Raw genomic sequence first — 23,031 nt, forward strand, 5'->3', positions numbered from 1 at the left:
CCGCCGCATGCGCTTGCCCGGGCTCGCTAGCTCGACATGCGATGATCGCCCGGCTCGATGTGGACGTCGCGCATGCCATGCGCGCTGAGCAGCCGATAAAGCGTGACGCGTGAAATGCCGAGCTCTTGCGCCGCATCGCCGAGTCGACCTCGATGGCGCAGCAGCGCCAATTCGATCGCCTGCCGCTCGGCGGCTTCGCGCGCCTGCGCGAGCGAGACGGGCGCGACGTCGACGTACTCGGCCAACTCGAGATCGTGCGCGCAGATCAAGCGCCCTTCCGACATGACGATCGCCCGGCGCACGCGATTGATCAATTCGCGCACGTTGCCCGGCCAAGCGTAGTTATGAAGCGCGGCGATCGCATCGGCCGAGAAGCCGCGAAGCCGGCGCGTACCGTCCTTGCGGAATCGTTCGAGCATGTGATGCGCGAGCAACTCGATGTCTTTGCCGCGCGCGCGCAACGGTGGCTCCTCGATCTGCAGCACGCAAAGCCGGTGATACAGATCGGCGCGAAAACGGCCCGCGTCCATCGCACGATGCATATCGATGTGCGTGGCGGAAATCACGCGCACATCCACGTCGATCGACTCCTGTCCGCCCAGTCTTTCGATGCGCCCCTCTTGCAAAAAGCGCAGCAAGCTGGCCTGGCTCTCGAGCGGCAAGTCGCCGATCTCATCGAGAAACAAGGTGCCGCCATGCGCCGCCTCGATGCGGCCGATCTTGCGCTGGTTCGCCCCCGTGAACGCGCCGCGCTCATAGCCGAACAACTCCGATTGCAGCAAATGCGGGGGAATCGCGCCGCAGTTGATCGCGACGAACGGAGCCGCGCGACGCAGCGAACGCTCGTGGATAGCGACGGCCGTCAATTCCTTGCCGGTGCCCGATTCGCCCGACACGAACACGGGCGCGTCGGTCATCGCGACTTTGCGGATCGCGCGAAACAGCGTCCGCATCGCGTCGCACGCGCCGACCATTTCGCCTTCCCCGGTACTCGTGGACGCCGCATCCTCACCGGGGGCGCCGAGCACGACCATGCCATAGGCATGCCCGACCGAATCGACGATACGCGGCGCCTCGTAAGGCATCGTGACGTAGTCATAGCAGTAATCGCGCACGAGCCGGCGCAGCGCGCTTTCTTGCATCTGGCCCGGTGCCGCGGCCGCGACCCAGGCGACGTTGGGCATCGTCAAAAAAGGTTCGAGCGCGACGATTTCCTGCGAGTCGAAGCGGCTCGACAAATCGAGCAACCCGCCGGCCGCCGCGTCGCCGCGCAATGCCCGGCGCGCATCGCGCGCGCTCGCCGCGACTTCGACCTGCCAGCCGCGCGCATTGAATTGGGCGCTCAATTGCGGGTTGGCCTCGCGAGTGACATACACCAAGTGCCGATTTGCGGGTTCCATTGTTCAGACCTCTTGTTGGTGAACGCGAAGCAAGACACCTCGTCCGGGCAATGCGCCGGCGAATGCTTACCGTGGCTCCCCAACGATGCAAAAGCCCCGCTCTCAGTTCTTTGGCCCAACGACCGCGCCCGCAATGGAATTATTAATAGCAATTGCTGCTAGATCGGCGCTTTTATCAACGTGAAACCGTTCCAACAGCTTACTATACGCCCCGCCCCGGAGGGACCCGCGCGCGCCGTAAGAATTGAAACAACGGGCGGCGGCGTACGCCCCTAGCGGCTTTTCATCGATTTCACCTCACTATCTTAAGCAGGGATTCGTGGCGGTTTTACGACATCGAAACGCGATCGACGAACCGGCTTCGAACCCATTTTCCGCTGCCCCGTTTCAGCGCTGAAACGGATTTCCGCGTTTCCCTTCGCCGTTTAGTAGGCAATCGATACACAAGCCAATTGCCGCAATGGTTTCCCGCCGATGGCACAGCTCTCGCGTAATGGAGCGCACCACGGAGAGACGCCACCATGCCACTCACACAGCCCCTTTCGCCTCGTTCCCGCGCCTTGATCGCAGCGCTCGGCATCGCGCTCGCATCGCTTGCGGCGCCGGCTCGCGCACAAGCCGACACGCTCGGCGACGTTCGCGCCGGAGATGAGCTGCTCGTGGCGGGAGCCGCGGCCATCGACGACGGCGCGCTTGCGCTTGCGCGCGGCACCGGCCCCGGCCTGATGGCCGTGGGTGCGCCGATGCTCGCGTTGCACGGCGCGCCGTCGGTCACGCTCTGGGACGAAATCGCGCCGCCGGCCCCTGTGCCCGTACCGGCCGATTCCGCCCACGTCGCGCAAAGCAACACCGTCAGTTATTTCCGCCAGTAGCCCAACCTCTCATGGCCTTCGCCGGAGAACCGACATGACGCTCATCCGCCTCGCTTCGAACCGATGCCTCGCGCGAGCGGCGCTGCTGCCACGCGGCGCCTGCGCCCTCGCCTTCGCACTAGCGGCCGCGACAACGCCGGCGCATGCGCAAGCGAGCGGTAACGCCGGCGACATCATCGTCGAACGCCAGGTCATGCCGCGCGATGCATTCAGAGCGCTCCCTCACGACGAAAACCCCGTCGCCGTGCGCGCCACCACGTTTCCGGCACCGGCGTTCGATTCGACGGTCGCCGCGCTCGTCTCGGATGCGGAATTGACGGGCGCCCATGGTTCGCAAGGCATCGCGGGCACGGCAACGGGTGGGGCCGCGGCGAGCCTGCAAACGTTGACGAAGCTGCTGGGCGGATCGGCCACCGGCAGCAACGTGGCGATGGGCCCCGGTGGCCTTGCGCCGACGACGACCGGCGTGGGCGGGACGATCTCGATGTCGGTCACGGGCGCGCTTGCCCCGTTGACGTCGGCGCTGACCGGAGTGGGGGGAATGAAATGAACGCGTCCTTCTCTTCCCGCCGCGCGGCAGCCGCCGCCTGCGCCGCGTGCTTGGCAACGCTCGTCGCACCGGCGGCCGCCTGGGCACAGCAGGCGAGCACCGTGAGCGGCAACGCGACGATTTCGAGCGGCGCGTTCACCGGTTCGGCCGGCGTCATGAGCGTCAACGAAGCCGCCGGGCTGAACAACGCGCAAAGCAACCAAGCCGCGATCGTCGCGGCACCGGTCGGCGCGGCCGATATCGGTGTTGCCCAGAGCACGGCGGCCAATGCTCGCGTGCCTAGCGCGAACGCCGGCATCGAAGCCGGCGCATTTTCCAACGTGTCCGGCGTGGTGATGGTGAACCAGACGGCGGGCGCGGCCAATCTCCAACGCAACAGCGTCGTGATCGGCGCTGGCGCGACAGGAGTGGAGAGCGTTTCGGACAGCGTACTGTCCGCGGCCTCTCCCAAGCAGGGACGTGTGGATGCAACGGCGATGGCTCAAGGCGAGCGCGCGGTGCACATCGGCAACGATGTGCTCAAGAACGCGAGCGGCATCGCGCAAATCAACCAGACGGCCGGCGCCGGTAATACCACGGCGAACAGTTTTGTGCTCCGTCCCCCGGCGGGCACTTTTTTCTAACGCAGCACCTCTTCGTATCGGAGCCTCATCATGAAGCGCACACTTATCGCAGCGGCAGTGCTGGCAGCAGCGTCGGGCACCGCGTTCGCCCATCACGTCAAAGACCCGTACATCTTCAACGCCACGAGCGTGAGCGAAAACGTCGGTATCGAAGGCTTCGTGCGGCTGTTCGGCTGCGTCACGGTCTCGAGCACCGTCGGGGCCGTCGTCAACAACAATCAGGGCGTCGTGGCGAACGTCACGCTCGACCCGACCGCGCAAAGCTACACGATGGGCGCGATCACGACGACGTTCGACAATCGCTCCACTTCGGTGAAGGGCAGCGGCTACTCCGTCGGCGTCAGCTCGAGCAGCGAATCGGGCTCGAAGTCGTTCGCGCAGGCCTTCCAAGAATCGTCGGCCTATGCGTACAAGAACCAAAGCAGCTCGATCTCGGGCGGCGGCTACGCGTACAGCAACCAAAAGTCGAGCAGCTCGAGCAGCGAGTCGCATCAGTCGCAAGACGCCAGCGCCACGCTGACGGCCAGCGGCTCGGCTAGCCTGAACTACAAGTACAGCTTCGATAACGACCATCACGGCGACGATCGTCACGGCCACGGCAGCGTCAGCGCGAACGGCAATCTCAACCTGAACGGCTTCGAAAGCAGCGCGAGCGACAACTACGCCTCGTCGAACAGCAAGAGCGCCAACAGCGGCTCGGGCCAGGGCGCGGCGTGGAAATACCATGCCGATCAGGGCTCGGGCGGCCAAGCGTTCGCCGAACAATCGTCGGGCGGCGCCGCGTGGAGCGAGACGAACAGCAAGAGCCACTCGGCCGCATGGGCCTATGCCAACTCGAAAGACACGACGGACGTGACGGTCACGGGCTCGGTGACGAACTACATCGACACGCAAAAACCGGGCGACCTCACGGCGACGACGGGCACGGGTGCGGGTAGCGGCGCCTCGGGCAACATCGGCATGAACGTCGCCGAGGGCGTGGACAACGCACAAAGCAACGATGCGTCGCTCGCCTCCGTCGATCAAGGCAATGTGTTCGGCAACGCACAGATCTTCAGCACGCAATCGTCCGCCGGACAAGCGACGATCAACAACTTCATGCTCAACGCTTCCCTCGGCGACGGCTCCCTCAGCGGCGTCTCGGGCAACGTGGGCGTGAACATCGCCGCCGGCGTCGCCAACGTGCAGAACAACAGCCTGGCCGCATCGACGACGAACCTGAAGGACGGCGCAATCCCGCTCGCCGTCGCGATGGTCGCCACCGACGACAACAGCCAATCCGCGAACCTCGGGTTCCAAGGCTCGATCAGCGGCACCGCGATGATCGGCTCGAACGCGTTGCAAAACGCCACCGGCAACATCGGCGTGAATATCGCCGGCGGCGCAGGGAACCTGCAACACAACGGTCTCGCGATCGCGGCGACGAACATCACCGGCCATTGAGCGCCCCCATCGACGCACCGGCGGCGACGCGCACCGCTGGTGTGTCGACGGTAGGAAGCGCTCGCGCATACCGGCCGCCAACCGGCGGTCGGTATGCGCCTTTACGAGGGGAAGCAGCATGCAAGCCCGTGCCCGATACGCGGCATTGCGCACTTTCGCCGCGCTCGCGAGCGCCGCGATATGTGCGCCAAGCAACGCTCAGTCGACCATCGATACGTCTAACCTTGCCGGCGTACCCATCGTTAAGACGGTTCGCTCCATGCGCGATATTCGATACGGCCACATCGTCAGCCAGCGTTACGACTATAGCTGCGGCTCGGCCGCGCTCGCCACGCTGCTCAAGTATGGCTACGGCATCGATATTCCCGAGCCCGAGTTGATTCGCCGCATGATGGCGTTCTCGACACCGGAGGTCGTCGTCAAGAACGGCTTTTCGATGCTCGACATGAAGCACTTCGTCGAAACGATCGGCCTGCGCGGCCGCGGCTTTCGCGTGAATCTCGACGCGCTCTATCACCTGCAAATTCCCGTGATCGTGCTGATGAACATCGGCGGCTACGAGCACTTCGTCATCGTCAAGCATGCCGAGAACGGTCGCGTATTCATCGCCGACCCTGCGCTCGGCAATCGCATCGTGCTCGACAAGGATTTCGTCGCGAGCTGGAACGGGCTCGTGTTCGCGGTCCTCGGCAAGCCGTTCAAGGAGAACTCCGAGTTGTTGCAGGACAACGTGTCGCTGGCTTTGAAGCTGCGCGAGCGAGCGCTCGACGCGAGCACGGCCGCGACGCCCTTCGTGGAATACGGATTGTCTAAGGCAGACTGGTTCTGACTCGCCATGAAGCACTTCTTGGTCTCACCGCTCAAGCTTGCGCTCGCCCTTGCCGCGTGCGGAGTCGTGAGCGCCACCCACGCCGCCGAGCGGCTCGCCGCGCCGCCCGAGTTTCTTTCGATGCAGGCCGGCGCCGAGGCGGCCGGCGTCCGTTGGCAAGCCGTCGGCGACGACGTGCTGTCGCATCAAACCGGCAAGGCCGCGGGCGGACAAATGGTCTCCGGCTTGGTATTGGATCTCATGTCTCAATGGCAGATGCCGAACGGCGCGTCGGCTACCGCACACGGCAAGCTCACGATTACGACCAACGCCGACAACTCGCTGTCGGCGCAAGTGTCCAGTTCCGCGCAGGCAAGCGACGGCATTTCTCACGGCAACCACTACGGCAACGGCAATCCGAACGCCGGCGTCAATGCAAGCAGCAACGCCAATGTAAATGGCAATGGCCCGGGCAATGCCAACGGCCCCGCGAACGCGCCATCGTCGCCATCCGCGGTGGCGACGACCGGTACCGGAGCGAACCCGCAAGCGAGCGCCACCGGCGGACAAAACGTTTCGGTCAACGGCGTTTCGCAAGTGACGCAAGTCGCGGGCAACGGCAACGCGAGCCTGAATTCGGCCGTCATCGACTTCAACGGTTCGAGTTCATCGACGGCCGGGACGACCGGCACGTCAGGCACGACCGGCACGTCAGGCACGACCGTCGCGACCGGCACATCGAGCGGAAACGGCACGAGTGCATCGGCAACGAGTGCGTCGGGCCAAGTGAAGGCCGACGTGAGCTTCGCGGGCGGCGGCGTGGCGCTCACGTTACGAACGCCGGCCGGTGTTGCGACGCAAACGATCGCCCCTGCGCCGATCCAAGGCGGCGGCTCTATCGCTCAATTGGTTCAGGTGGCGGGCAATGCGCAAGCCGTGGTGAATCAGTTGCAACTGAGCGTCCAGACGCAGGCGATGTCGGGCGCGCTGTTACGGCAGTTGGGCCTGTTGGACGCGCTGAGAAACTCGGCGATGCCCAGGCATTGAAGTGAGCAGTAAGACAGTACGCGTTTGACAAAGGGATCGGAAGACAAGCGACAGTCAATCGATATAAGCCGGCGAGACAAGCGATCTGCAATCCATCGCCTGCAACGCCGAAGCAAGACCGGGGGCACCAACATGTTGAAAACACCAACGAGGGATGCGGCGCAGCGTTGCGGCCGCATGAGACTCGCGGCGATACCGGCGGCGATACTTGCACTCGGCGTGCCGCACTTCGCCGCGGCCCAAGCGCTCGCCGAGCAATCGCTCGAGCAGCGGCTCACGACGCTCATGCGCGTGGTGGACGAGCAGCAACGTCAAATCCAATCGCTCGAAGCGCAAGTCACGAAACTGGAAATGTCGGAGCGCGGCCGAGGCCTCGCAGGCGGCGCCGACGGCGACGCTGCCCCGGTGGTGCCGCCGCCGGGCGGCGATGGCCTGCCCGTCGCGCTGCCGCCGCTCGCGCAGATGGCCCCGGGTTCGGCCGGCCCGACGAGCGGTGCATCAACCGCCACGGGCGTGCCCACGGCGCCCGCGCTCCCGGCCCAGGCGGGCGGCGAGCAAGGCAGCGCGATCGGCACGACGCAAAAGGCCGCGCAGCCCGTGCGCACGGAAGCCGAAAATGCCGTCGTGCAACGCGAGCACGCGCCGCTTTTCGATCGCAAGCTCACGCTCGATTGGGGCATCAGCGATACCTACTACGACCGTCGCCAGTTGCAGCTATCGGGCTTCCTCGCACTCGACGCGATCTTCCTGGGCAACATCAATTTGGGCGAGACCAAATCGCACCAAGTGATGGCCGATCTCGACGCCCGCTACGGCCTGACCGATCGCATCAGCTTCGACCTCGACGTGCCCTATGTCTATCGCCACAGCGATTTCATCGTCGGTGGCGCGGGCGGCGCGGCGAGCGCGCTCTCGGACGCCTCGGGCAACTCGAGCGCCATCGGGGACGTGAACTTCGGCATCTACTACCAGTTGCTCAAGGAGAGCGGAAGCTGGCCCGACGTGGTCGGCAGCTTGCGGGTCAAGGCACCGACGGGCACCTCGCCGTTCGGCATCAAGCTCGTCCAGGTCGATCCGAACAACACGAGCCTCGTCGCGCCGACCAAGCTGCCCACCGGCACCGGATTTTGGAACGTGACGGCAGGGCTATCGGTGCTGAAGACTTACGACCCGGTCGTGCTGTTCGGCAGTGTGTCCTACACCTACAACCTCGCCCGCTCGTTCGCGGACATCTCGTCCGTCCAAGGCCAATCTCAGCCGGCGAAGGTCAAGCTAGGCGACGTGATCCAGTGGGGAGCGGGGGTTGCGCTCGCGTTCTCGGAGAAGGATTCGGCCAGCGTCTCTTACACGATGGCGATCGAACCCCAGAGCGAAACGCAAGCGCCCGGCCAGGGATGGCAAAAGGTGCCCGGCAGCGAAACCGTCGCCGCCGCCGTGAATTTCGGTCTGAACCATGTGGTGAACAAGCACTTGACGATCAACGGATCGGTATCGATCGGACTCACGCCCGATGCGCCGAACTTCGTCGTCGGCGTGCGGTTCCCGTACACCTTTTGATTCTTGATGCTTGACCATACGGGGGCATCGTGCGCGAAACATCTCATCTCTCATCAGTCGGCCCGGTCGGCGCCAGCGGACCGGCTTTGACGCTCGCACGCGGCAAGCGTGCCGGCGAATGCGAACGAGAGCTCGACGAACGCATGCTCGTTTATTTCTCGCGTACGCCGGATTCGAGCCTCGTCGATCAACTCAAAGAGCGCGGCTGGAACATGACGATCGTGCGCAGCCCGGCCGATTGCGCGCGCCAAATCCGGCTCGACGTTCCTTACGCGGGCATCGTGGATCTCTCGCGTTTCAGTGCGCGCGAGCTCGCCGCGCTCGAGTCCAGCTTGCGCCAGCCGCTCGTCGGTTGGGTTGCGCTCGCGAGCCCGGACCGGCTGGACGAACCCGATGCGCGGCGTCTGATCCGAAGCTATTGCTTCGGCTACCTGAAGCTACCGGCTACGGCATCGACGATCGATTATCTGCTCGGACACGCGTTCGGCATGGTGACACTCGGCGATCTCGATCTCGTGGCGGGCGCGGCAAGCGTGGGCGACGACGAAATGGTCGGCACATGCGAATCGATGCAGCAGCTTTTCCGGACGATCCGCAAAGTCGCGAACACCGACGCCGCCGTCTTCATCGCCGGCGAATCGGGCACCGGCAAGGAATTGACGGCCGTCGCGATTCACGAACGCTCGCCGCGGCGCAAAGAGCCGTTCGTTGCGATCAACTGCGGCGCGATTCCGCACCACTTGCTCCAATCGGAGTTGTTCGGCTACGAACGCGGCGCATTCACGGGCGCCAATCAACGCAAGATCGGACGCGTCGAAGCCGCCAACGGCGGCACGCTGTTCCTCGATGAAATCGGCGATTTGCCATTGGAGAGCCAAGCGAGCCTGCTGCGCTTTCTACAGGAAGGCAAGATAGAGCGGCTCGGCGGACGCGAATCGATCTCGGTGGACGTGCGTGTGATTTCGGCAACGCATGTCGATCTGGAGGGCGCAATGCGCGACGGCCGGTTCCGGGCGGATCTGTTTCATCGCCTGTGCGTGTTGCGTATCGACGAGCCGCCGCTGCGCGCGCGCGGCAAGGACATCGAGATTTTGGCGCATCATGTCCTGCACAAGTTCAAGACCGACAGCGCGCGCCGCATCCGCGGCTTCGCCCCGTCGGCGATCGAGGCCATGCACAAATACAACTGGCCCGGCAACGTGCGCGAACTGATCAACCGCGTCCGGCGCGCGATCGTCATGGCGGAAGGCAAGCTGATCGGCGCGGAGGATCTCGATCTCGCGCAATTCACGCAGCAGCAATCGATGACGCTTGCGCAAGCGCGCGAAGCCGCGGAAAAACGCGCGATCGAGGCGGCCCTGCTGCGGCACCGGCACCGTCTCAACGAAGCGGCGATCGATTTGGGCATCTCTCGCGTCACGCTTTATCGGCTAATGGGCTCCCATGGGTTGAGAGACCCTTCCGCATCGGAGGAAAAACCCAGCGAAGCGGACGACTCGGCTACGTCCGGGGAAGGCAAGAGCGCTGCGGACTAAAGTGCGCGCACCGCGGTCAATCGGCGCAGATGCGGTAGTCGCGTAAAATCGGCGGATCATTTCACCGCATTCTTGCCATGACGACACTGACGATCATCGTCGCCCGCGCCCGCAACGGCGTGATCGGCCGCAACAACCAACTGCCGTGGCATCTGCCCGAGGATCTCGGCTTCTTCAAGCGCACGACGATGGGCGCGCCAATCATCATGGGACGCAAAACGCACGAGTCGATCGGCCGGCCGCTGCCGGGGCGGCGCAATATCGTGGTCACGCGCGATGCGACGCGGACGTTCGAAGGTTGCGAGACGGCCACGAGCATCGAAGACGCCTTCAACCTGGCGGCTAGAGACAATGCGCCCGAAGCATTCCTGATCGGCGGTACGCAGCTTTACGCCGAAGGCATCGGCTTGGCCGACAAGCTCGTCATCACGGAGATCGACGCCGACGTCGAAGGCGATGCGACCTTTCCGGCACCCGAACCGGCGCAATGGGAAGCGGTGTCGCGCGAAGCGCATCGCGCGGAGGCATTCGATTATGCGCGCGTGGTGTATCGCCGTACCGCACGCGCGCAACGCTAGCCCGTTTGAACGCCTTGATGGCGGCCGCGGCTACTGCCCCGCGATCGTCATCCGCTCGATGAGCACCGAGCCGGTTTGCTTCGTGCCCCTCACGAGCGAATCGGCGCCGATCGCGACGATATGGCGGAACATCTCCTGCAACGTACCCGCCACGGTGATTTCCTCGACCGGATACTGAATCTCGCCGTTTTCGACCCAAAATCCCGACGCCCCGCGCGAATAATCGCCCGTCACGTAGTTGACGCCCTGCCCCATCAGCTCCGTCAACAACAACCCCGTTCCAAGCTTCTTGAGCATCGCCTTGAAATCGTCCTCGGGCCGCGTCTGGCTGCTCGTGAGCGTGAGATTGTGCGAGCCGCCCGCGTTGCCGGTCGTTTGCATGCCGAGCTTGCGAGCCGAATACGTCGATAGAAAATACCCCTCGACGACGCCGTCCTTCACGACCGAACGCTGCTTCGTGCGCACGCCCTCTTCGTCGAACGGGGCGCTGCCCATTGCGCGCGGTACGTGCGGGTCTTCGACGATCTGCACGTGCGGCGCAAAGACGCTCTTGCCGAGGCAATCGACGAGGAACGTCGTCTTGCGATACAACGCGCCGCCGCTCGTCGCTTGCACGAACGCGCCGAGCAGACCGGCCGCGAGCGGCGCTTCGAAGAGCACCGGCACCTTGCGCGTATCGAGCCGGCGCGCACCGAGCCGCGCGAGCGCGCGCTCGGCGGCGTAGCGGCCGATGGCCTCGGGGTTCGCGAGTGCCTGTGCGTCGCGCTTGGACGAATACCAATCGTCGCGCTGCATATGGCGGCCGCTGCCCGCGATCGGCGCGCATGCCACATAGTGGCGCGAGTACGGATAGCCGGACAAGAACCCGCGCGTCGTCGCGAGCACGAACTGCGAGTGCTGGGCCGATACGCTGGCGCCTTCCGAATTACGGATCTGCGGATCGGTGGCGAAAGCCGCATCCTCGGCCCGGCGGGCGATTTCGACGGCTTCGTCGGCCGACAAATGCCACGGGTGATACAGATCGAGGTCGCGCGGTGCCGTCTCCAAGAGTTCGGCTTCCGCAAGGCCTGCGCAATCGTCCTCGGCCGTGAACCGAGCAATGTTGTAGGCGGCGGCAACGGTGTCGCGCAGCGCCTCTTTCGAGAAGTCCGACGTGCTGGCATTGCCGCGCTTGGCGCCGATGAACACGGTCACGCCCACCATCTTGTCGCGATTGTGTTCGATCGTTTCGACCTCGCCTCGGCGCACGGAGACCGACAGCCCATCGCCTTCGGAGATTTCCGTGGCGGCGTCGGTGGCGCCGAGCGACTTCGCGTGTTTGAGGATGTCGGAGGCGATCTCCTTCAATTCATCTTGGGTGTGCGGGAAAAAGCGTTGTGAGGTTTCCGTGTCCGCTGCCATCGTGGGTGCCATCCGGTGAAAAGCTGTCTGTTGAGCATCGCTCGGGCCGCCGCCGTCAAATCCGCCCCGCGCCGGCATACCCGATCGTTCGCATCCCGCGATCATAGCAAGGCTTGGGCGGATGGTCGCGGACACGCGTCGAACATGGCGCGAAAGCGCTGCCCGCGCGAGGCGCCCGGCAGCCCGCGGCGTGCGCCGGACACCGCCCGGCGCACGCTACAATATCGCCCATGACACGCAAAACCCGTATCCAACCGATCGAGCACGACGATTCGGCCGATCAAGACTTCGCCGACGAGCGTCCCAGTAAATCGCAATTGAAGCGCGAAATGCATGCGCTGCAGGTGCTGGGCGTCGACCTCGTGGAGTTGCCGAAAGACGCGCTCAAACGCATGCCGATGCCTGAAAACCTCGGCGATGCCGTGCGCGAGGCCCGCCGCATCACCGACCACGAAGGCAAGCGGCGCCAAATCCAATACATCGGGCGCGTCATGCGCACGCTGACGGAAGACGAAATCGCCGCGCTGCGCACCGCGCTGGACACGTATCGCGGCGTGAATAAAGCCGAAACGGCGCGGCTGCACTGGATCGAGCACACGCGCGAACAACTGCTCGCCCACGACGACGCGTTCACCGCGTTTTTGCGCGAGCACCCGAACGTCGACGCCCAGGAAGGCCGCACGCTGATTCGCAACGCACGCAAGGAAGCGCAGCAAGGCAAGCCGCCGCGCTACTTCCGCGAGCTGTTCCAGTGGATCAAGAACGCGAGCGGTGCGGGCAAAGGCGCCGACGACGCCGACGATTCGATCGACGACGAAGACGACGATGAGTAAGCCCACGCGCAGCCACCCGGACGAAATCGTCATCGGCCTCGTTTCGATCAGCGACCGCGCGTCGAGCGGCGTCTACGAAGACAAGGGACTGCCCGCGCTCGAGGCATGGCTCGGCCAGGCGCTAGCCTCGCCATGGCGGGTGGAAAAGCGGCTCATTGCCGACGAGCCCGCGCAGATCTCGGCCACGCTGATCGAACTCGTGGATACGCACGGCTGCGATCTGGTCTTGACGACGGGCGGCACAGGGCCGGCGCGCCGCGACGTGACGCCCGAGGCGACGCAAGCGGTCGCGACGAAGGAGATGCCGGGTTTCGGCGAGCAAATGCGCCAGATCAGCCTGAACTTCGTACCGACGGCGATTCTTTCGCGCCAGGTGGCCGTCATCCGGGAAACCGCCGACCACGCGGCGTTGATCGTCAATCTGCCGGGACAGCCGAAGTCGATTCAGGAAACGTTGGAAGGATTGCGCGACGCGACGGGCGCCGTGAAAGTGCCGGGCATTTTCGCGGCGGTGCCGTATTGCATCGACCTGATCGGCGGACCGTACATCACCACGAACGATGCGGTCGTGGCGGCTTTTCGCCCAAAGAACGCCCGGCGCGCGCCGCCCGCGTGAAAGGCGCTCGCGCGGGCACGCGGCGGCGCGCCGAAGGGGCCGCCGGTCGTCAGTTGCCGGTGACGCTTTCCGCGCTCGGCGCAACGAGGAAATGCTGGCGATAGTACTTCAGCTCGTCGATCGATTCGTGGATGTCGGCCAGCGCCGTGTGCATCGCCCGCTTTTGGAAACCTTTGTAAATCGCCGGCTGCCAACGGCGGCACAGCTCCTTGAGCGTGCTGACGTCGAGATTGCGGTAATGGAAGAACCGCTCGAGCTCGGGCATCCAGCGCGCCATGAAGCGGCGGTCCTGACAAATCGAATTGCCGCACATCGGCGATTTGCCGGGCGGCACGTAATTGCCCAAGAAAGCGCGAATTTGTTCGGTGGCGTCCGCTTCGGTGACCGTCGATGCGCGCACGCGCTCGATCAGACCCGACCGGCCGTGGGTGTTCTTATTCCACTCGTCCATTTTGTCGAGCGTTTCATCGGTCTGATGAATCGCGAGCACCGGACCCTCGACCACCTTCTCGAGCGTCGAATTCGTCACGACCACCGCGATTTCGATGATGCGATCGGTGTCGGGCTCGAGCCCCGTCATCTCCATATCGAGCCAAACGAGGTTCATCTCGCTGCGTGCGAGCGTCGGCTCGCCGGCGGGTTCCAGTAAGTCAGTCATGAAAGCAATCCGGTGATAGGTACTAAACGAAGCGAAGCGAAATAAACGGCGGACGCGAAGCAGCGAAATGCGCAATGCGCGCCTCACGCGGGATCGGCCACGCTCGCCGGCCCCCGCGAAACTCTATAATTCTCGCATAGATAACTTGGACTTCCCGATGCCCGCTCTCGACTTCACCGTTCTATTCGCCGTCATGGTGGTCGCGATGGTCGCCACGAAATTGTGGCTCGCCTCGCGGCAAATCCGCTTCGTGGCGGCGCGCAGAGATGCGGTGCCTAGGCAATTCGCCGATACGATTCCGATCGACGCGCATCGGCGCGCGGCCGATTACACCGTGGTTCGTACCCGCTTGTCGATGCTCGAAATCATTCTCAGCGCCGCCGTATTGATTGCGCTCACGTTGCTCGGCGGCGTACAAGCGCTCGATCGCGCGATCACCGGATGGCTCGGCGGGGGTTATGCGGGTCAGATCGCACTCGTAGCCGCGGTGGTCATCGTGACGAGCTTGATCGACCTGCCATTCGATTATTACCGGCAGTTCGTCGTCGAGGAGCGCTTCGGCTTCAACCGGATGACGCGCAAGATCTTCTTTAAGGATCTCGCTATCGGCGCGGGGCTCGGCGTCGCGTTCGGGCTCCCGCTTCTGTTCGTCATTCTGTGGCTCATGGATCGGGCCGGCAGCCTTTGGTGGCTGTGGGCGTGGGCCGTGACCGTCCTGTTCCAATTGCTCGTGCGCGTGCTTTTCCCGACCGTGATCGCGCCGCTGTTCAATAAATTCGAGCCGCTCACCGACGAAGCGCTCGTGAATCGCATCCAAGCGCTGATGAAGCGCTGCGGGTTCGCGGCCAAGGGCTTGTTCGTCATGGACGGTAGCCGCCGGTCCGCGCACGGCAACGCCTATTTCACCGGCTTCGGACCCGCCAAGCGCATCGTCTTTTTCGATACGCTGCTCGCGCGGTTGACGGGAGCCGAAATCGAAGCGGTGCTCGCGCACGAACTCGGCCATTTCAAGCGCCGCCACGTCACCAAGCTGATGTTGGTGACGTTCGCGGTCAGCTTGGGGCTGTTCGCACTGCTCGGCTGGCTGAGCGGGCGCACGTGGTTCTACGAAGGACTCGGCGTGCGCCCTTCGATGACGGGCAGCAACGACGCGCTCGCCCTGGTGCTGTTCTTCCTCGCGCTGCCGGTGTTCATGTTCTTCGTCACCCCGCTCGGCAGCTTGACCTCGCGCAAACACGAATTCGAAGCCGACGCTTTCGCGGCCAGCCAAACCGACGCGCACGAACTCGTGAACGCGCTCGTCAAGCTCTACGAGGACAACGCATCCACCTTGACCCCCGATCCCCTCTATACGGCCTTCTACTACTCGCACCCGCCCGCATCGCAGCGGATCGAACGGCTGCTGCGCCACGCATGAGCTCGCGTCCCGCTAAACCCGCCAAGCGTGCCGGTGCGGCGCGCTCGCACGGGCTCGTCATCGCCGCGCACGGACGCCATTACCTCGTGGCGCCCGAGCACGAGCCGCATGCGCTGTTGCAATGCTTCCCGCGCGGCAAGAAAAGCGAAGTAGCCGTGGGCGATCGCGTCGTCTACGAGCCGACGTCGGCGGACCAAGGGGTCATCGTCGAAATCGGCGAGCGGCGCAATCTGCTCTACCGGTCGGATCAGTACAAATCGAAGCTGTTCGCGGCGAACCTCGATCAGTTGCTGATCGTGCTGGCCACGGAGCCGCACTTCAGTGAAGATCTGCTCGGACGGGCGCTCGTTGCCGCCGAGGCGAACGAACTCTCGCCCGTGATCGTTCTGAACAAAACCGATGTGACCGGCGCATTGCCGGCCGCACGCGAGCGGCTGGCGCCTTATCGCGCGCTCGGCTACGACGTGCTCGAGCTGTCGATCAAGGCGCGCCCCGACGAAGCGCGGGCGATCTTGCACGAACGATTGCATGGCCATGCGACGCTGCTGCTCGGCCAATCGGGGATGGGCAAATCGACGCTCGTGAACTTGATCGTGCCTGACGCCGACGTCGCCACGCGCGAAATCTCGACAGCGCTGAACAGCGGCCGCCACACGACCACCTTCACGCGGCTCTATCCGTTGCCCGAGGGCGGCGCACTGATCGATTCGCCGGGTTTCCAAGAATTCGGCCTGCACCATTTGACCGAAGGCCGGCTCGAACGGGCATTCCCGGAGTTCCGCCCGCTACTCCCGCATTGCCGCTTCTACAATTGCCATCATCTGCACGAACCCGGCTGCGCGATCCTCGAAGCGCTGTCGGAAGGGCGGATCGCCCGCGAGCGGCATGGGCTGTATGCGCAACTCGTGCACGAGGCGAGTCAGGTGGTGAGATAGCCGATCTTATCGGACGAGTTGATCGACGCGCGCGCTTATGCTGAAACTGACCCAGGCACCCAATCCGGTCATCGGCCAACATTGGGTGAACGTTCTCGAGGCAGCGGGGATCGGCTGCGAGTTGCATAACCGGTATTTGAACGGCGCGCTCGGAGAAATTCCCGCCGACCAATGCGCGCCGGAACTATGGCTCGTCGACGAACGGGACGAGACGCTCGCGCGGCGCATCTTGGCAGCCGCGCAAAGCGGCCCGGCGCCGGGCACCCCGCCTTGGCGATGTCATGCCTGCGGCGAAATGCTGGAGCCTCAATTCACCGCATGCTGGCGCTGCGGTACAGCGCGCAAAGTTGACTGAGTGACCGGTAAAAAAACGACGCGCCCTTAGCCGACCCAAACCGCGATCGTCAGCATCAGCAGCAGGATCATCCACAAGATGACGGCACGCCAGACCAGGCCTACCGCCGATTGCAGCGTACGTGGCGTGCAGTCGTCGCCGACGGGCAGCGGACCGCCGTCGGGCGAACCGAGCGTTTCGATACTGGAAGGCTCGGCCAGCGGGCCGGCCAGCCGCGCCCCCAGCGCCCCGCTACCTGCCGAAAGCAAGACGCCATCGTTGGCGTCCGGCCATTGCCGCGCGTGGTTGCGCCAAGCGTAGATCGCGTCCTCGAAATTGCCGACGATGGCAAACCCCAGCGCCGTCAAGCGTGCGGGTAGCCAATCGATGACGAAGAACGCGTTGCGTGCGAAGCCGCCAAAAGCGGCCGTGCGTTCGCCGACGGCCACGCTCCAACTGCGCGCGAGATATTCCGAAATGCGGTAGAGCACGGCACCCGCGGGCCCGATCGGTACGAGGAACCAAAAGAAGACGCCGAACACGTGCCGATGCGATGCGACGACAGCATGAATCAACGTATGGCGCACGATTTCGCCGACGGGCATATCGACCGTTTCCATACCGGTCCACTCGGCCAGGATTTCACGTGCGCGCGGGACGTCGTCGTTATTGAGCGCGAGATGGATATCGGTGAAGTAGTGACTAAATTGCCGAAAACCGAGCGTGAAATACACGATGACGACGTTCCAGAGGAACGCCAGCGCGAAACTGATTCGATAAAGGACGTAATAGACCGCGCCGACGGCTACCGTCCATGGCAGCACCACGACGAGCCATGCGAGCAGGCCGTGTTTTCTCTTGCCCGCATCGAAACCCTGCGCGGCCGATTCCGCGTGGTACTGCAGCAGCGCGAAGATCGGGTTGCTCTGCGAGAGCGCGCGCAGCTGTTCGATGACAAGGGCCAACAATACGGAGAAAAAGGTCATGCGAGGGGCCGTGGCAATTCGAGTTTGTTCGTATGTCGCATAACGATAGCACAGCACGCCGCACCCGAATGAGGTGCTCAGCGTGCAGCCGAGCGCCGCGCCACATAGCCGAGGTGCGGTTACGCGGCCAAAAAGCGATAGAAATTGCGCAACATGCCGGCAGTTGCGCCCCAGATGAAATATTGTCCACCGGTTCGGGGGCGCGGATAAGGCATGGCGAAAAAGCGACGCTCGCCCCCTTCCCAACGCAGCAGACGGACCTCGTGATTGGCGGGGTTCATCAGAAAAGGCAGCGGCACCTCGAAGATTTCGGCGACTTCGAGTGTGTCGGCGCTTAGCGTAAAGGGCGGGTGCACGAGCCCGACGACCGGCGTGACGCGAAAACCCGTGCCGGTCAGATAATCGGGGAGTGCGCCGAGCACCTCGACGCGCTCGGGCGACAATGCCACCTCTTCTTGCGCCTCCCGGAGCGCCGTCGCGGTCGCGTCTTCATCGAACGGTTCGCGGCGCCCGCCGGGAAAACTGATTTGGCCGGCATGATCGCTCAGATGATCGGCACGCTGGGTAAGCAAAACCGACAGTCCCGTCTCTCGGACGACGAGCGGCACGAGCACGGCTGCCGCGCGCGGGTCGCCGCGCTCGGCGAGCGGCTCGAACGGCTCCGGCGCCCACGCCAGACGTTGGGCGAAGCGCTCACGCAGGCCCGCCGGCGTGAGCCGATACGCAGCCACGCCGGGCAGATCGGCGCCGGTCGTTTCGATCGGTAAGACTTCGGGTTCGAAGACGGGGCGAATCAACGTAGCGCTCGTGAAGTCATGGACGGATAACCGTCATTGTGACGCCGCAAACAAAAAAGAAAAAAGCACCCGAAGCGGGTGCTTTTTTCTTACAGCTATCACGCTCAGGAAGCAGTGCGGTCCTTGAAGACCAGCTTTTCCTTGATACGTGCCGACTTGCCCGAACGCTCGCGCAGGTAGTACAGCTTCGCACGACGCACATCGCCGCGACGCTTCACGACGATGCTGGCCAGCAGCGGCGAGTACGTTTGGAACGTACGCTCGACGCCTTCGCCCGACGAAATCTTACGGACGATGAACGACGAGTTCAGGCCACGGTTACGCTTTGCGATGACCACGCCTTCGTAGGCCTGGACGCGCTTGCGGTTACCTTCGACCACGTTCACGTTGACGATCACCGTATCGCCGGGGGCGAATTCGGGGATCGACTTGCCGGCGAGCACGCGCTCGATTTCTTCCTGCTCGAGTTTTGCAATCAGATCCATCACTGACTCCTAATGCCATCTTGTCGGCGTTATGCCCGCCGTTAGCCCAATAGGCTTTGTGGCGCGGCCCCGATAGAGGATGGGTTCACATCTTGACGCCACTTTCGCGGCGCCGCCTTCGCCTTGCTCGCGACCCGAAGCCCGTCAGGACTCCGATGCCGCCTTAGCAAGGCTTGCGAGCCATGCCTCGTCGGCACGACTCAACATCTTGTTGCGCCTCGCGCGCACGATCAAATCGGGCCGCTTGGCGAACGTATTTCTCAGTGCTTCCCTGCGGCGCCACTGCTCGATTTCGGCATGGTGGCCGCCGAGCAGCACGTCGGGAACCCGCACGCCCTCGTATTCTTCGGGACGCGTGTAATGCGGACAATCGAGCAGACCATCCACGAAACTGTCCTGCACGGCCGACTGCGCATCGCCCAGCACGCCCGGCAACTGCCTCACCACCGCGTCCATCAAGGCCATGGCGGGCAACTCTCCGCCCGAAAGAACGAAATCGCCAAGGCTGACTTCTTCGTCCACGCAGCGGTCGATGAGACGCTGATCGATCGCTTCATAGCGGCCGCACAGCAACACGAGCCCAGGCTCGCTTGCGAAGCGCATCACACGATCATGATCGAGCGGCGCACCTTGCGGCGACATCATGACGACGCGCGTACCGCTCACGCCCAGGGCTTCTTGGGCCGCTTTCGCCGCACCGATCGCCGCCTCGAGCGGTTTGGCCAACATCACCATGCCGGGGCCGCCGCCGTAAGGCCGGTCATCGACCGTACGGTAGTTGTCCGTCGTGAAATCGCGCGGATTCCACGTTCTCAAGCCGAACCGGCCTTGCTTCGCCGCTCGGCTCGTGATGCCCCACTCGGTGATCGCGCGGAACATCTCCGGAAAGAGCGTGACGACATCGAACTGCATCGCGCGCTCCCTGATGTGGACCATGCTTAGTAATCGGCTTCCCAATCGACGACGATGCGCTTCGCCGCCTGATCCACCGCTTTCACGTACACGCCGACGAACGGAATCAACCGTTCCCCGGTGACAGACTGCCCGTCCTTTCCTTGCGACGGGTATTCGACGCGCAGTACCGCATGCGCACCGTTATCGATGAGGTCGGCCACGGAGCCGAGCGCAACGCCCGCCTCGTTCACGACCTCGAGGCCGATTAGATCGACCCAATAGAATTCGTCGGCGTCCAGCGCGGGAAAATCGCTGCGGCGCACATAGACACGCCAGCCGCGCAGCGCGAGCGCCTGATCGCGATCGCCGGCGCCGCTGAGTTGCGCGACGATGGTGTCGCTGTGCGTCTTCGCCGCGACGACGGGCGCCGACTTCATCTCGCGCCCTTTGACGAGCCACCAGCATTTGGCGCTCGTCAAAGCATCCCCGCCCTGAGTCGCGCCGGCATGCGCCGCGACTTTTACCCAGCCTTTGAGGCCGTACGCATCGACGATGGCCCCTACTTCGACGGCATCATCGGGCAGCGCCTCGACTGCCTCGATGCCCGGCGCTGGGCCAGCGGCAGCATGCACTGCATTGCGCTCGACCGGCTTGCGCGCGAACGCGCCAAACGACACAGGCGCCCGGGAAACCGCTTTCGCTCGGCCCGAGCCGCCCGAATCACGAACGGACATCGATAAACCTCATAGTTGCTCGACCACGCGCGGCCGCTGACCGACTTGCACCTGCACGCCGCGACTGGCACGAACATGCTGGCGACAAGCGGCTCACCATGCCGCAAACGCGATTAAGCAGCCGGTTGCGCCTTTTGCGCTTGCTTCACGAGACGCTCGACCGTCGGCGACAATTGTGCGCCAACGCCTTGCCAGTACGTCAGACGATCTTGCGCGATACGCAGCGATTCGCCCTTCGTGGCAACCGGGTTGTAGAAACCGACGCGCTCGATGAAACGGCCGTCGCGACGGTTGCGCGAATCGGTGGCGACGATGTTGTAGAACGGGCGCTTCTTCGAGCCGCCACGTGCCAAGCGGATGATGACCATACTGTAATCCTTGAAAACCGGGGGTTCGGAACCACTGAAACGCTCGATTATAGCGGGAAACTGAAACCATAACAAACACTTACCCGTTCGGTCGTGAGATATGGGCAACCGAAGAGCGACCGAAAGCCGTCCCGGCGCGATGATCGGGGACGTACAATGCGCGCTCGGGTGGCCGCCTGGCGCCCTTTTTCCCCGACGAACCACCGCCTTACCTCTTCAAGGTCATGTCCACTCGCGCTCCTTCCGCTGCCGCTCGCTTTCGCTCCAAAACGCTGACCGCCCTGCTCGCTTTCTTGCTCGGGAGCGTGGGCGCCCATCGCTTTTATCTCTACGGCCGGCGGGACGCGTGGGGATGGGCTCACGTAATCGGAACGGCGCTGGGCATCCCTGGCTTACTGATGCTGATCGCCTCGCATCGGACGTCGGCGCTCGGCTGGGTGCTCGCCGTCGCCGGCGCGGCCTCCCTCCTGGCCGCGTTCCTCGCGGCGATCGTCTACGGGCTGCGCCCCGACGAAAAGTGGGACGGACAATTCAACGCAGGCCTCGCTCGCCGTAGCCGCTCCGGCTGGGGCGTGGTCTTCGTCGTGATCTTTTCGCTGTTTATCGGGGCGCTGGGGCTGATGGCGGGACTCGCCGTCACCTTCCAGACCTACTTCGAATCCCAAGGCGGCATTAGCACGTCGCTATCCGACTAACGCGGGCGGGCCAAGCGTCCCTCAGAAAAGATCCAATTGAGGGTTTGGCGGAACAGGCGCCGCCGGCCTCTTGAATTCGGACATGTCGAGAATCCCGTGTCGCCGCGCGTTGAGGCCGAGGCGCTTAACCGCTTTCTCGAACCGCTGCTTGAGCAGCTCGGCCCACGCGCCCTCTCCCTTCATTCGTTGCGCGAACGAGGAATCGTAGTCCTTGCCGCCGCGCATATCGCGCACTCGGGCCATGACACGTTCCGCGCGCTGCGGAAAATGAGCGGCCAGCCAGTCCTTGAAGAGCGGCGCGACTTCCCAAGGCAGACGCAGGACGATGTAGCTGGCGCTCGTGGCACCCGCTTGAGCGCATGCCTCGAGCACGCGCTCGAGATCCGGCTCGGTGACGAAGGGGATGACCGGCGCGATGCTGACACCCACCGGTATACCCGCTTGAGCGAGCGTGCGTATCGTGCGTAGCCGGCGCAGGGGCGTTGCGGCCCGAGGCTCCAATGTCCGCGCGATATCAGCATCGAGCGTGGTGATCGTCACCGCGGCCATCACCTGCCCGCGCTCGGCCATGGGCGCGAGCAAATCGATATCTCGTTCGATCAGCGACGACTTGGTGATGGCGGCAAACGGATGCCCATGCTCGCGCAGGATTTCGATGACTCTTCGGGTCAACCGCAGTTCACGCTCAACGGGCTGATATGCGTCGGTATTCACGCCCAGCGCGATGGGCTCGGGGACGTAGCTCTTTTTCATCAACTCACGCCGCAGCAACTCGGGCGCGTTGACCTTCGCATAGATTCGGCTTTCAAAATCGAGCCCCGGCGATAGCCCGAGATAGCTGTGCGTTGGGCGAGCAAAGCAGTAGATGCAACCGTGTTCGCAACCACGATAAGGATTGAGCGAAACGCTGAAGGGGATGTCGGGCGACGCATTGTGGGTCAAGATGCTGCGGGCCCGCTCCTCGAAGACGTGCGTCTTCAAAGACGGGGGTAGGTCGTCTTCGCCGGCGGGCAACCAGCCGTCATCGAACACGGCGCGTTCGTCGCGCTCGTATCGTCCTTGCAGATTCGTGACGGCGCCCCGCCCTTTTCGCGGTGCGGGCGGAGCGATCGGGTATTCGTCGGGTTCGTCCATCGTCGATGGCAGGCCAAGTGCGTCACGTGGCCTCTGTTCCAGTGCGGGAGTCTGTATATGCCTTTTTACTGTATGCATATACAGCAGTCAAGCGAGCTACGCCGATCGACGATGCTGCCGAGAGTGATGGTTTGGCAAGCGCGCTCGGAAGGGCGCGAGGAATGGCTCACCGGGCGGAAAAAGCAAAAACCCCCGAGAGCGCTAGGCTTTCGGGGGTTTCTTAGCATTGGGTGCCTGACGATTACCTACTTTCACACGGGCAATCCGCACTATCATCGGCGTGGAGTCGTTTCACGGTCCTGTTCGGGATGGGAAGGGGTGGTACCAACTC

The 23,031-nt window shown here is 63.9% G+C and carries 25 protein-coding genes and 1 rRNA gene; 15 read left to right on the plus strand and 11 right to left on the minus strand.

All coding sequences use genetic code 11. From position 1 onward, the window contains the following. Positions 1-26: 26 nt before the first annotated feature. Entirely contained in the window at positions 27-1,400 is a 1,374-nt protein-coding gene (locus C0Z18_RS14250) for a sigma-54 dependent transcriptional regulator (protein WP_102646057.1), read from the minus strand. 521 nt (positions 1,401-1,921) lie between these two features. On the opposite strand from C0Z18_RS14250, the gene C0Z18_RS14255 reads away from it, so the two are divergent. From C0Z18_RS14255 to C0Z18_RS14295, 9 genes are all read left to right on the plus strand, one after another. Next, positions 1,922-2,272 (plus strand): hypothetical protein, encoded by a 351-nt coding sequence (locus C0Z18_RS14255; RefSeq protein WP_146014011.1) that lies wholly within the window; start codon positions 1,922-1,924, stop codon positions 2,270-2,272. Between the two features lie 34 nt (positions 2,273-2,306). Continuing rightward, the gene (locus C0Z18_RS14260; RefSeq protein ID WP_233217312.1) at positions 2,307-2,822 is read left to right on the plus strand and encodes a hypothetical protein; all 516 of its coding nucleotides are present in this window, start codon (positions 2,307-2,309) and stop codon (positions 2,820-2,822) included. Further along, a complete protein-coding gene (locus C0Z18_RS14265; RefSeq protein WP_233217313.1) occupies positions 2,819-3,445 on the plus strand; it encodes a hypothetical protein in 627 nt (208 codons plus the stop codon). Before C0Z18_RS14260 ends, C0Z18_RS14265 begins: the two co-directional genes overlap by 4 nt. Positions 3,446-3,475: 30 nt before the next feature. Then, positions 3,476-4,888 carry a hypothetical protein gene (locus C0Z18_RS14270; protein ID WP_102646059.1) on the plus strand — a complete coding sequence of 471 codons (1,413 nt, stop codon included), beginning with the start codon at positions 3,476-3,478 and terminating at the stop codon, positions 4,886-4,888. 118 nt (positions 4,889-5,006) lie between these two features. Next, positions 5,007-5,717 (plus strand): C39 family peptidase, encoded by a 711-nt coding sequence (locus C0Z18_RS14275; protein ID WP_102646060.1) that lies wholly within the window; start codon positions 5,007-5,009, stop codon positions 5,715-5,717. A gap of 6 nt (positions 5,718-5,723) precedes the next feature. After that, the gene (locus C0Z18_RS14280; RefSeq protein ID WP_102646061.1) at positions 5,724-6,743 is read left to right on the plus strand and encodes a peptidase C39; all 1,020 of its coding nucleotides are present in this window, start codon (positions 5,724-5,726) and stop codon (positions 6,741-6,743) included. A 132-nt stretch (positions 6,744-6,875) separates the two neighbouring features. Further along, the gene (locus tag C0Z18_RS14285; RefSeq protein ID WP_408646998.1) at positions 6,876-8,300 is read left to right on the plus strand and encodes a hypothetical protein; all 1,425 of its coding nucleotides are present in this window, start codon (positions 6,876-6,878) and stop codon (positions 8,298-8,300) included. Between the two features lie 29 nt (positions 8,301-8,329). Then, on the plus strand, positions 8,330-9,835 hold the full coding sequence (locus tag C0Z18_RS14290; RefSeq protein ID WP_408646999.1) for a sigma-54 dependent transcriptional regulator: 1,506 nt from the start codon (positions 8,330-8,332) through the stop codon (positions 9,833-9,835). A 77-nt stretch (positions 9,836-9,912) separates the two neighbouring features. Continuing rightward, positions 9,913-10,413: a dihydrofolate reductase gene (locus tag C0Z18_RS14295; protein ID WP_102646063.1), complete on the plus strand. Its 501-nt coding sequence runs from the start codon at positions 9,913-9,915 to the stop codon at positions 10,411-10,413. A gap of 30 nt (positions 10,414-10,443) precedes the next feature. Here C0Z18_RS14295 and pmbA read toward each other — a convergent pair whose 3' ends face one another. Further along, a complete protein-coding gene (gene pmbA, locus C0Z18_RS14300) occupies positions 10,444-11,814 on the minus strand; it encodes a metalloprotease PmbA (RefSeq protein ID WP_102646098.1) in 1,371 nt (456 codons plus the stop codon). 230 nt (positions 11,815-12,044) lie between these two features. Here pmbA and yjgA point away from each other — a divergent pair, with 230 nt between their 5' ends. Further along, on the plus strand, positions 12,045-12,647 hold the full coding sequence (gene yjgA, locus C0Z18_RS14305; protein WP_102646064.1) for a ribosome biogenesis factor YjgA: 603 nt from the start codon (positions 12,045-12,047) through the stop codon (positions 12,645-12,647). After that, positions 12,640-13,263, plus strand: a complete 624-nt coding sequence (gene mog, locus C0Z18_RS14310; protein ID WP_102646065.1) for a molybdopterin adenylyltransferase — start codon at positions 12,640-12,642, stop codon at positions 13,261-13,263. Before yjgA ends, mog begins: the two co-directional genes overlap by 8 nt. A gap of 49 nt (positions 13,264-13,312) precedes the next feature. Here mog and orn read toward each other — a convergent pair whose 3' ends face one another. Next, positions 13,313-13,921, minus strand: a complete 609-nt coding sequence (orn, locus tag C0Z18_RS14315) for an oligoribonuclease (RefSeq protein ID WP_102646066.1) — start codon at positions 13,919-13,921, stop codon at positions 13,313-13,315. A 157-nt stretch (positions 13,922-14,078) separates the two neighbouring features. Here orn and C0Z18_RS14320 point away from each other — a divergent pair, with 157 nt between their 5' ends. Genes C0Z18_RS14320 through C0Z18_RS14330 form a run of 3 tightly spaced genes read left to right on the plus strand, consistent with a single transcriptional unit; the run spans position 14,079 to position 16,628 of the window. After that, entirely contained in the window at positions 14,079-15,338 is a 1,260-nt protein-coding gene (locus tag C0Z18_RS14320; protein WP_102646067.1) for a M48 family metallopeptidase, read from the plus strand. Continuing rightward, positions 15,335-16,273 (plus strand): ribosome small subunit-dependent GTPase A, encoded by a 939-nt coding sequence (gene rsgA, locus C0Z18_RS14325; RefSeq protein WP_102646068.1) that lies wholly within the window; start codon positions 15,335-15,337, stop codon positions 16,271-16,273. Before C0Z18_RS14320 ends, rsgA begins: the two co-directional genes overlap by 4 nt. Before the next feature lie 40 nt (positions 16,274-16,313). Beyond that, complete coding sequence (locus C0Z18_RS14330; RefSeq protein ID WP_102646099.1) at positions 16,314-16,628, plus strand: putative signal transducing protein; 315 nt, start codon at positions 16,314-16,316, stop codon at positions 16,626-16,628. A gap of 26 nt (positions 16,629-16,654) precedes the next feature. Here the strand turns inward: C0Z18_RS14330 and C0Z18_RS14335 are convergent, their stop codons facing one another. The 6 genes from C0Z18_RS14335 to rpsP form a co-directional block, all read right to left on the minus strand. Then, positions 16,655-17,593 (minus strand): CobD/CbiB family protein, encoded by a 939-nt coding sequence (locus tag C0Z18_RS14335; RefSeq protein ID WP_102646069.1) that lies wholly within the window; start codon positions 17,591-17,593, stop codon positions 16,655-16,657. 119 nt (positions 17,594-17,712) lie between these two features. Then, positions 17,713-18,390: a CoA pyrophosphatase gene (locus C0Z18_RS14340; RefSeq protein ID WP_102646070.1), complete on the minus strand. Its 678-nt coding sequence runs from the start codon at positions 18,388-18,390 to the stop codon at positions 17,713-17,715. Between the two features lie 104 nt (positions 18,391-18,494). Then, positions 18,495-18,875, minus strand: a complete 381-nt coding sequence (gene rplS / locus C0Z18_RS14345) for a 50S ribosomal protein L19 (protein WP_102646071.1) — start codon at positions 18,873-18,875, stop codon at positions 18,495-18,497. A gap of 144 nt (positions 18,876-19,019) precedes the next feature. After that, positions 19,020-19,811: a tRNA (guanosine(37)-N1)-methyltransferase TrmD gene (gene trmD / locus C0Z18_RS14350; protein ID WP_102646072.1), complete on the minus strand. Its 792-nt coding sequence runs from the start codon at positions 19,809-19,811 to the stop codon at positions 19,020-19,022. 2 nt (positions 19,812-19,813) lie between these two features. Then, on the minus strand, positions 19,814-20,503 hold the full coding sequence (gene rimM, locus C0Z18_RS14355; protein WP_102646073.1) for a ribosome maturation factor RimM: 690 nt from the start codon (positions 20,501-20,503) through the stop codon (positions 19,814-19,816). 113 nt (positions 20,504-20,616) lie between these two features. After that, complete coding sequence (gene rpsP, locus C0Z18_RS14360; protein WP_010091769.1) at positions 20,617-20,871, minus strand: 30S ribosomal protein S16; 255 nt, start codon at positions 20,869-20,871, stop codon at positions 20,617-20,619. Positions 20,872-21,095: 224 nt separating this feature from the next. On the opposite strand from rpsP, the gene C0Z18_RS14365 reads away from it, so the two are divergent. Next, positions 21,096-21,566, plus strand: coding sequence for an NINE protein (locus tag C0Z18_RS14365; protein WP_102646074.1), 471 nt, complete (start codon positions 21,096-21,098; stop codon positions 21,564-21,566). A 21-nt stretch (positions 21,567-21,587) separates the two neighbouring features. On the opposite strand, the gene C0Z18_RS14370 is transcribed toward C0Z18_RS14365, so the two are convergent. Together C0Z18_RS14370 and rrf are read right to left on the minus strand one after the other, a co-directional pair. Continuing rightward, the gene (locus C0Z18_RS14370) at positions 21,588-22,700 is read right to left on the minus strand and encodes a PA0069 family radical SAM protein (protein WP_102646075.1); all 1,113 of its coding nucleotides are present in this window, start codon (positions 22,698-22,700) and stop codon (positions 21,588-21,590) included. A gap of 232 nt (positions 22,701-22,932) precedes the next feature. Continuing rightward, a 5S ribosomal RNA gene (rrf, locus tag C0Z18_RS33975) occupies positions 22,933-23,031 on the minus strand; the annotation flags it as partial.

The sequence above is a fragment of the Trinickia dabaoshanensis genome (genome assembly GCF_002879885.1).
GTDB classification, from domain to species: Bacteria; Pseudomonadota; Gammaproteobacteria; order Burkholderiales; family Burkholderiaceae; genus Trinickia; species Trinickia dabaoshanensis.

Coding starts and splice junctions, on each gene's coding strand:
- C0Z18_RS14285 (WP_408646998.1), top strand. CDS start 6,876: ATGTTGAAAACACCAACGAGGGATGCGGCGCAGCGTTGCGGCCGCATG.
- C0Z18_RS14250 (WP_102646057.1), bottom strand. CDS start 1,400: ATGGAACCCGCAAATCGGCACTTGGTGTATGTCACTCGCGAGGCCAAC.
- C0Z18_RS14275 (WP_102646060.1), top strand. CDS start 5,007: ATGCAAGCCCGTGCCCGATACGCGGCATTGCGCACTTTCGCCGCGCTC.
- C0Z18_RS14320 (WP_102646067.1), top strand. CDS start 14,079: ATGCCCGCTCTCGACTTCACCGTTCTATTCGCCGTCATGGTGGTCGCG.
- C0Z18_RS14260 (WP_233217312.1), top strand. CDS start 2,307: ATGACGCTCATCCGCCTCGCTTCGAACCGATGCCTCGCGCGAGCGGCG.
- yjgA (WP_102646064.1), top strand. CDS start 12,045: ATGACACGCAAAACCCGTATCCAACCGATCGAGCACGACGATTCGGCC.
- C0Z18_RS14265 (WP_233217313.1), top strand. CDS start 2,819: ATGAACGCGTCCTTCTCTTCCCGCCGCGCGGCAGCCGCCGCCTGCGCC.
- C0Z18_RS14335 (WP_102646069.1), bottom strand. CDS start 17,593: ATGACCTTTTTCTCCGTATTGTTGGCCCTTGTCATCGAACAGCTGCGC.
- trmD (WP_102646072.1), bottom strand. CDS start 19,811: ATGGTCCACATCAGGGAGCGCGCGATGCAGTTCGATGTCGTCACGCTC.
- C0Z18_RS14255 (WP_146014011.1), top strand. CDS start 1,922: ATGCCACTCACACAGCCCCTTTCGCCTCGTTCCCGCGCCTTGATCGCA.
- rimM (WP_102646073.1), bottom strand. CDS start 20,503: ATGTCCGTTCGTGATTCGGGCGGCTCGGGCCGAGCGAAAGCGGTTTCC.
- C0Z18_RS14280 (WP_102646061.1), top strand. CDS start 5,724: ATGAAGCACTTCTTGGTCTCACCGCTCAAGCTTGCGCTCGCCCTTGCC.
- rpsP (WP_010091769.1), bottom strand. CDS start 20,871: ATGGTCATCATCCGCTTGGCACGTGGCGGCTCGAAGAAGCGCCCGTTC.
- orn (WP_102646066.1), bottom strand. CDS start 13,921: ATGACTGACTTACTGGAACCCGCCGGCGAGCCGACGCTCGCACGCAGC.
- mog (WP_102646065.1), top strand. CDS start 12,640: ATGAGTAAGCCCACGCGCAGCCACCCGGACGAAATCGTCATCGGCCTC.
- C0Z18_RS14370 (WP_102646075.1), bottom strand. CDS start 22,700: ATGGACGAACCCGACGAATACCCGATCGCTCCGCCCGCACCGCGAAAA.
- C0Z18_RS14295 (WP_102646063.1), top strand. CDS start 9,913: ATGACGACACTGACGATCATCGTCGCCCGCGCCCGCAACGGCGTGATC.
- rsgA (WP_102646068.1), top strand. CDS start 15,335: ATGAGCTCGCGTCCCGCTAAACCCGCCAAGCGTGCCGGTGCGGCGCGC.
- pmbA (WP_102646098.1), bottom strand. CDS start 11,814: ATGGCAGCGGACACGGAAACCTCACAACGCTTTTTCCCGCACACCCAA.
- C0Z18_RS14270 (WP_102646059.1), top strand. CDS start 3,476: ATGAAGCGCACACTTATCGCAGCGGCAGTGCTGGCAGCAGCGTCGGGC.
- rplS (WP_102646071.1), bottom strand. CDS start 18,875: ATGGATCTGATTGCAAAACTCGAGCAGGAAGAAATCGAGCGCGTGCTC.
- C0Z18_RS14365 (WP_102646074.1), top strand. CDS start 21,096: ATGTCCACTCGCGCTCCTTCCGCTGCCGCTCGCTTTCGCTCCAAAACG.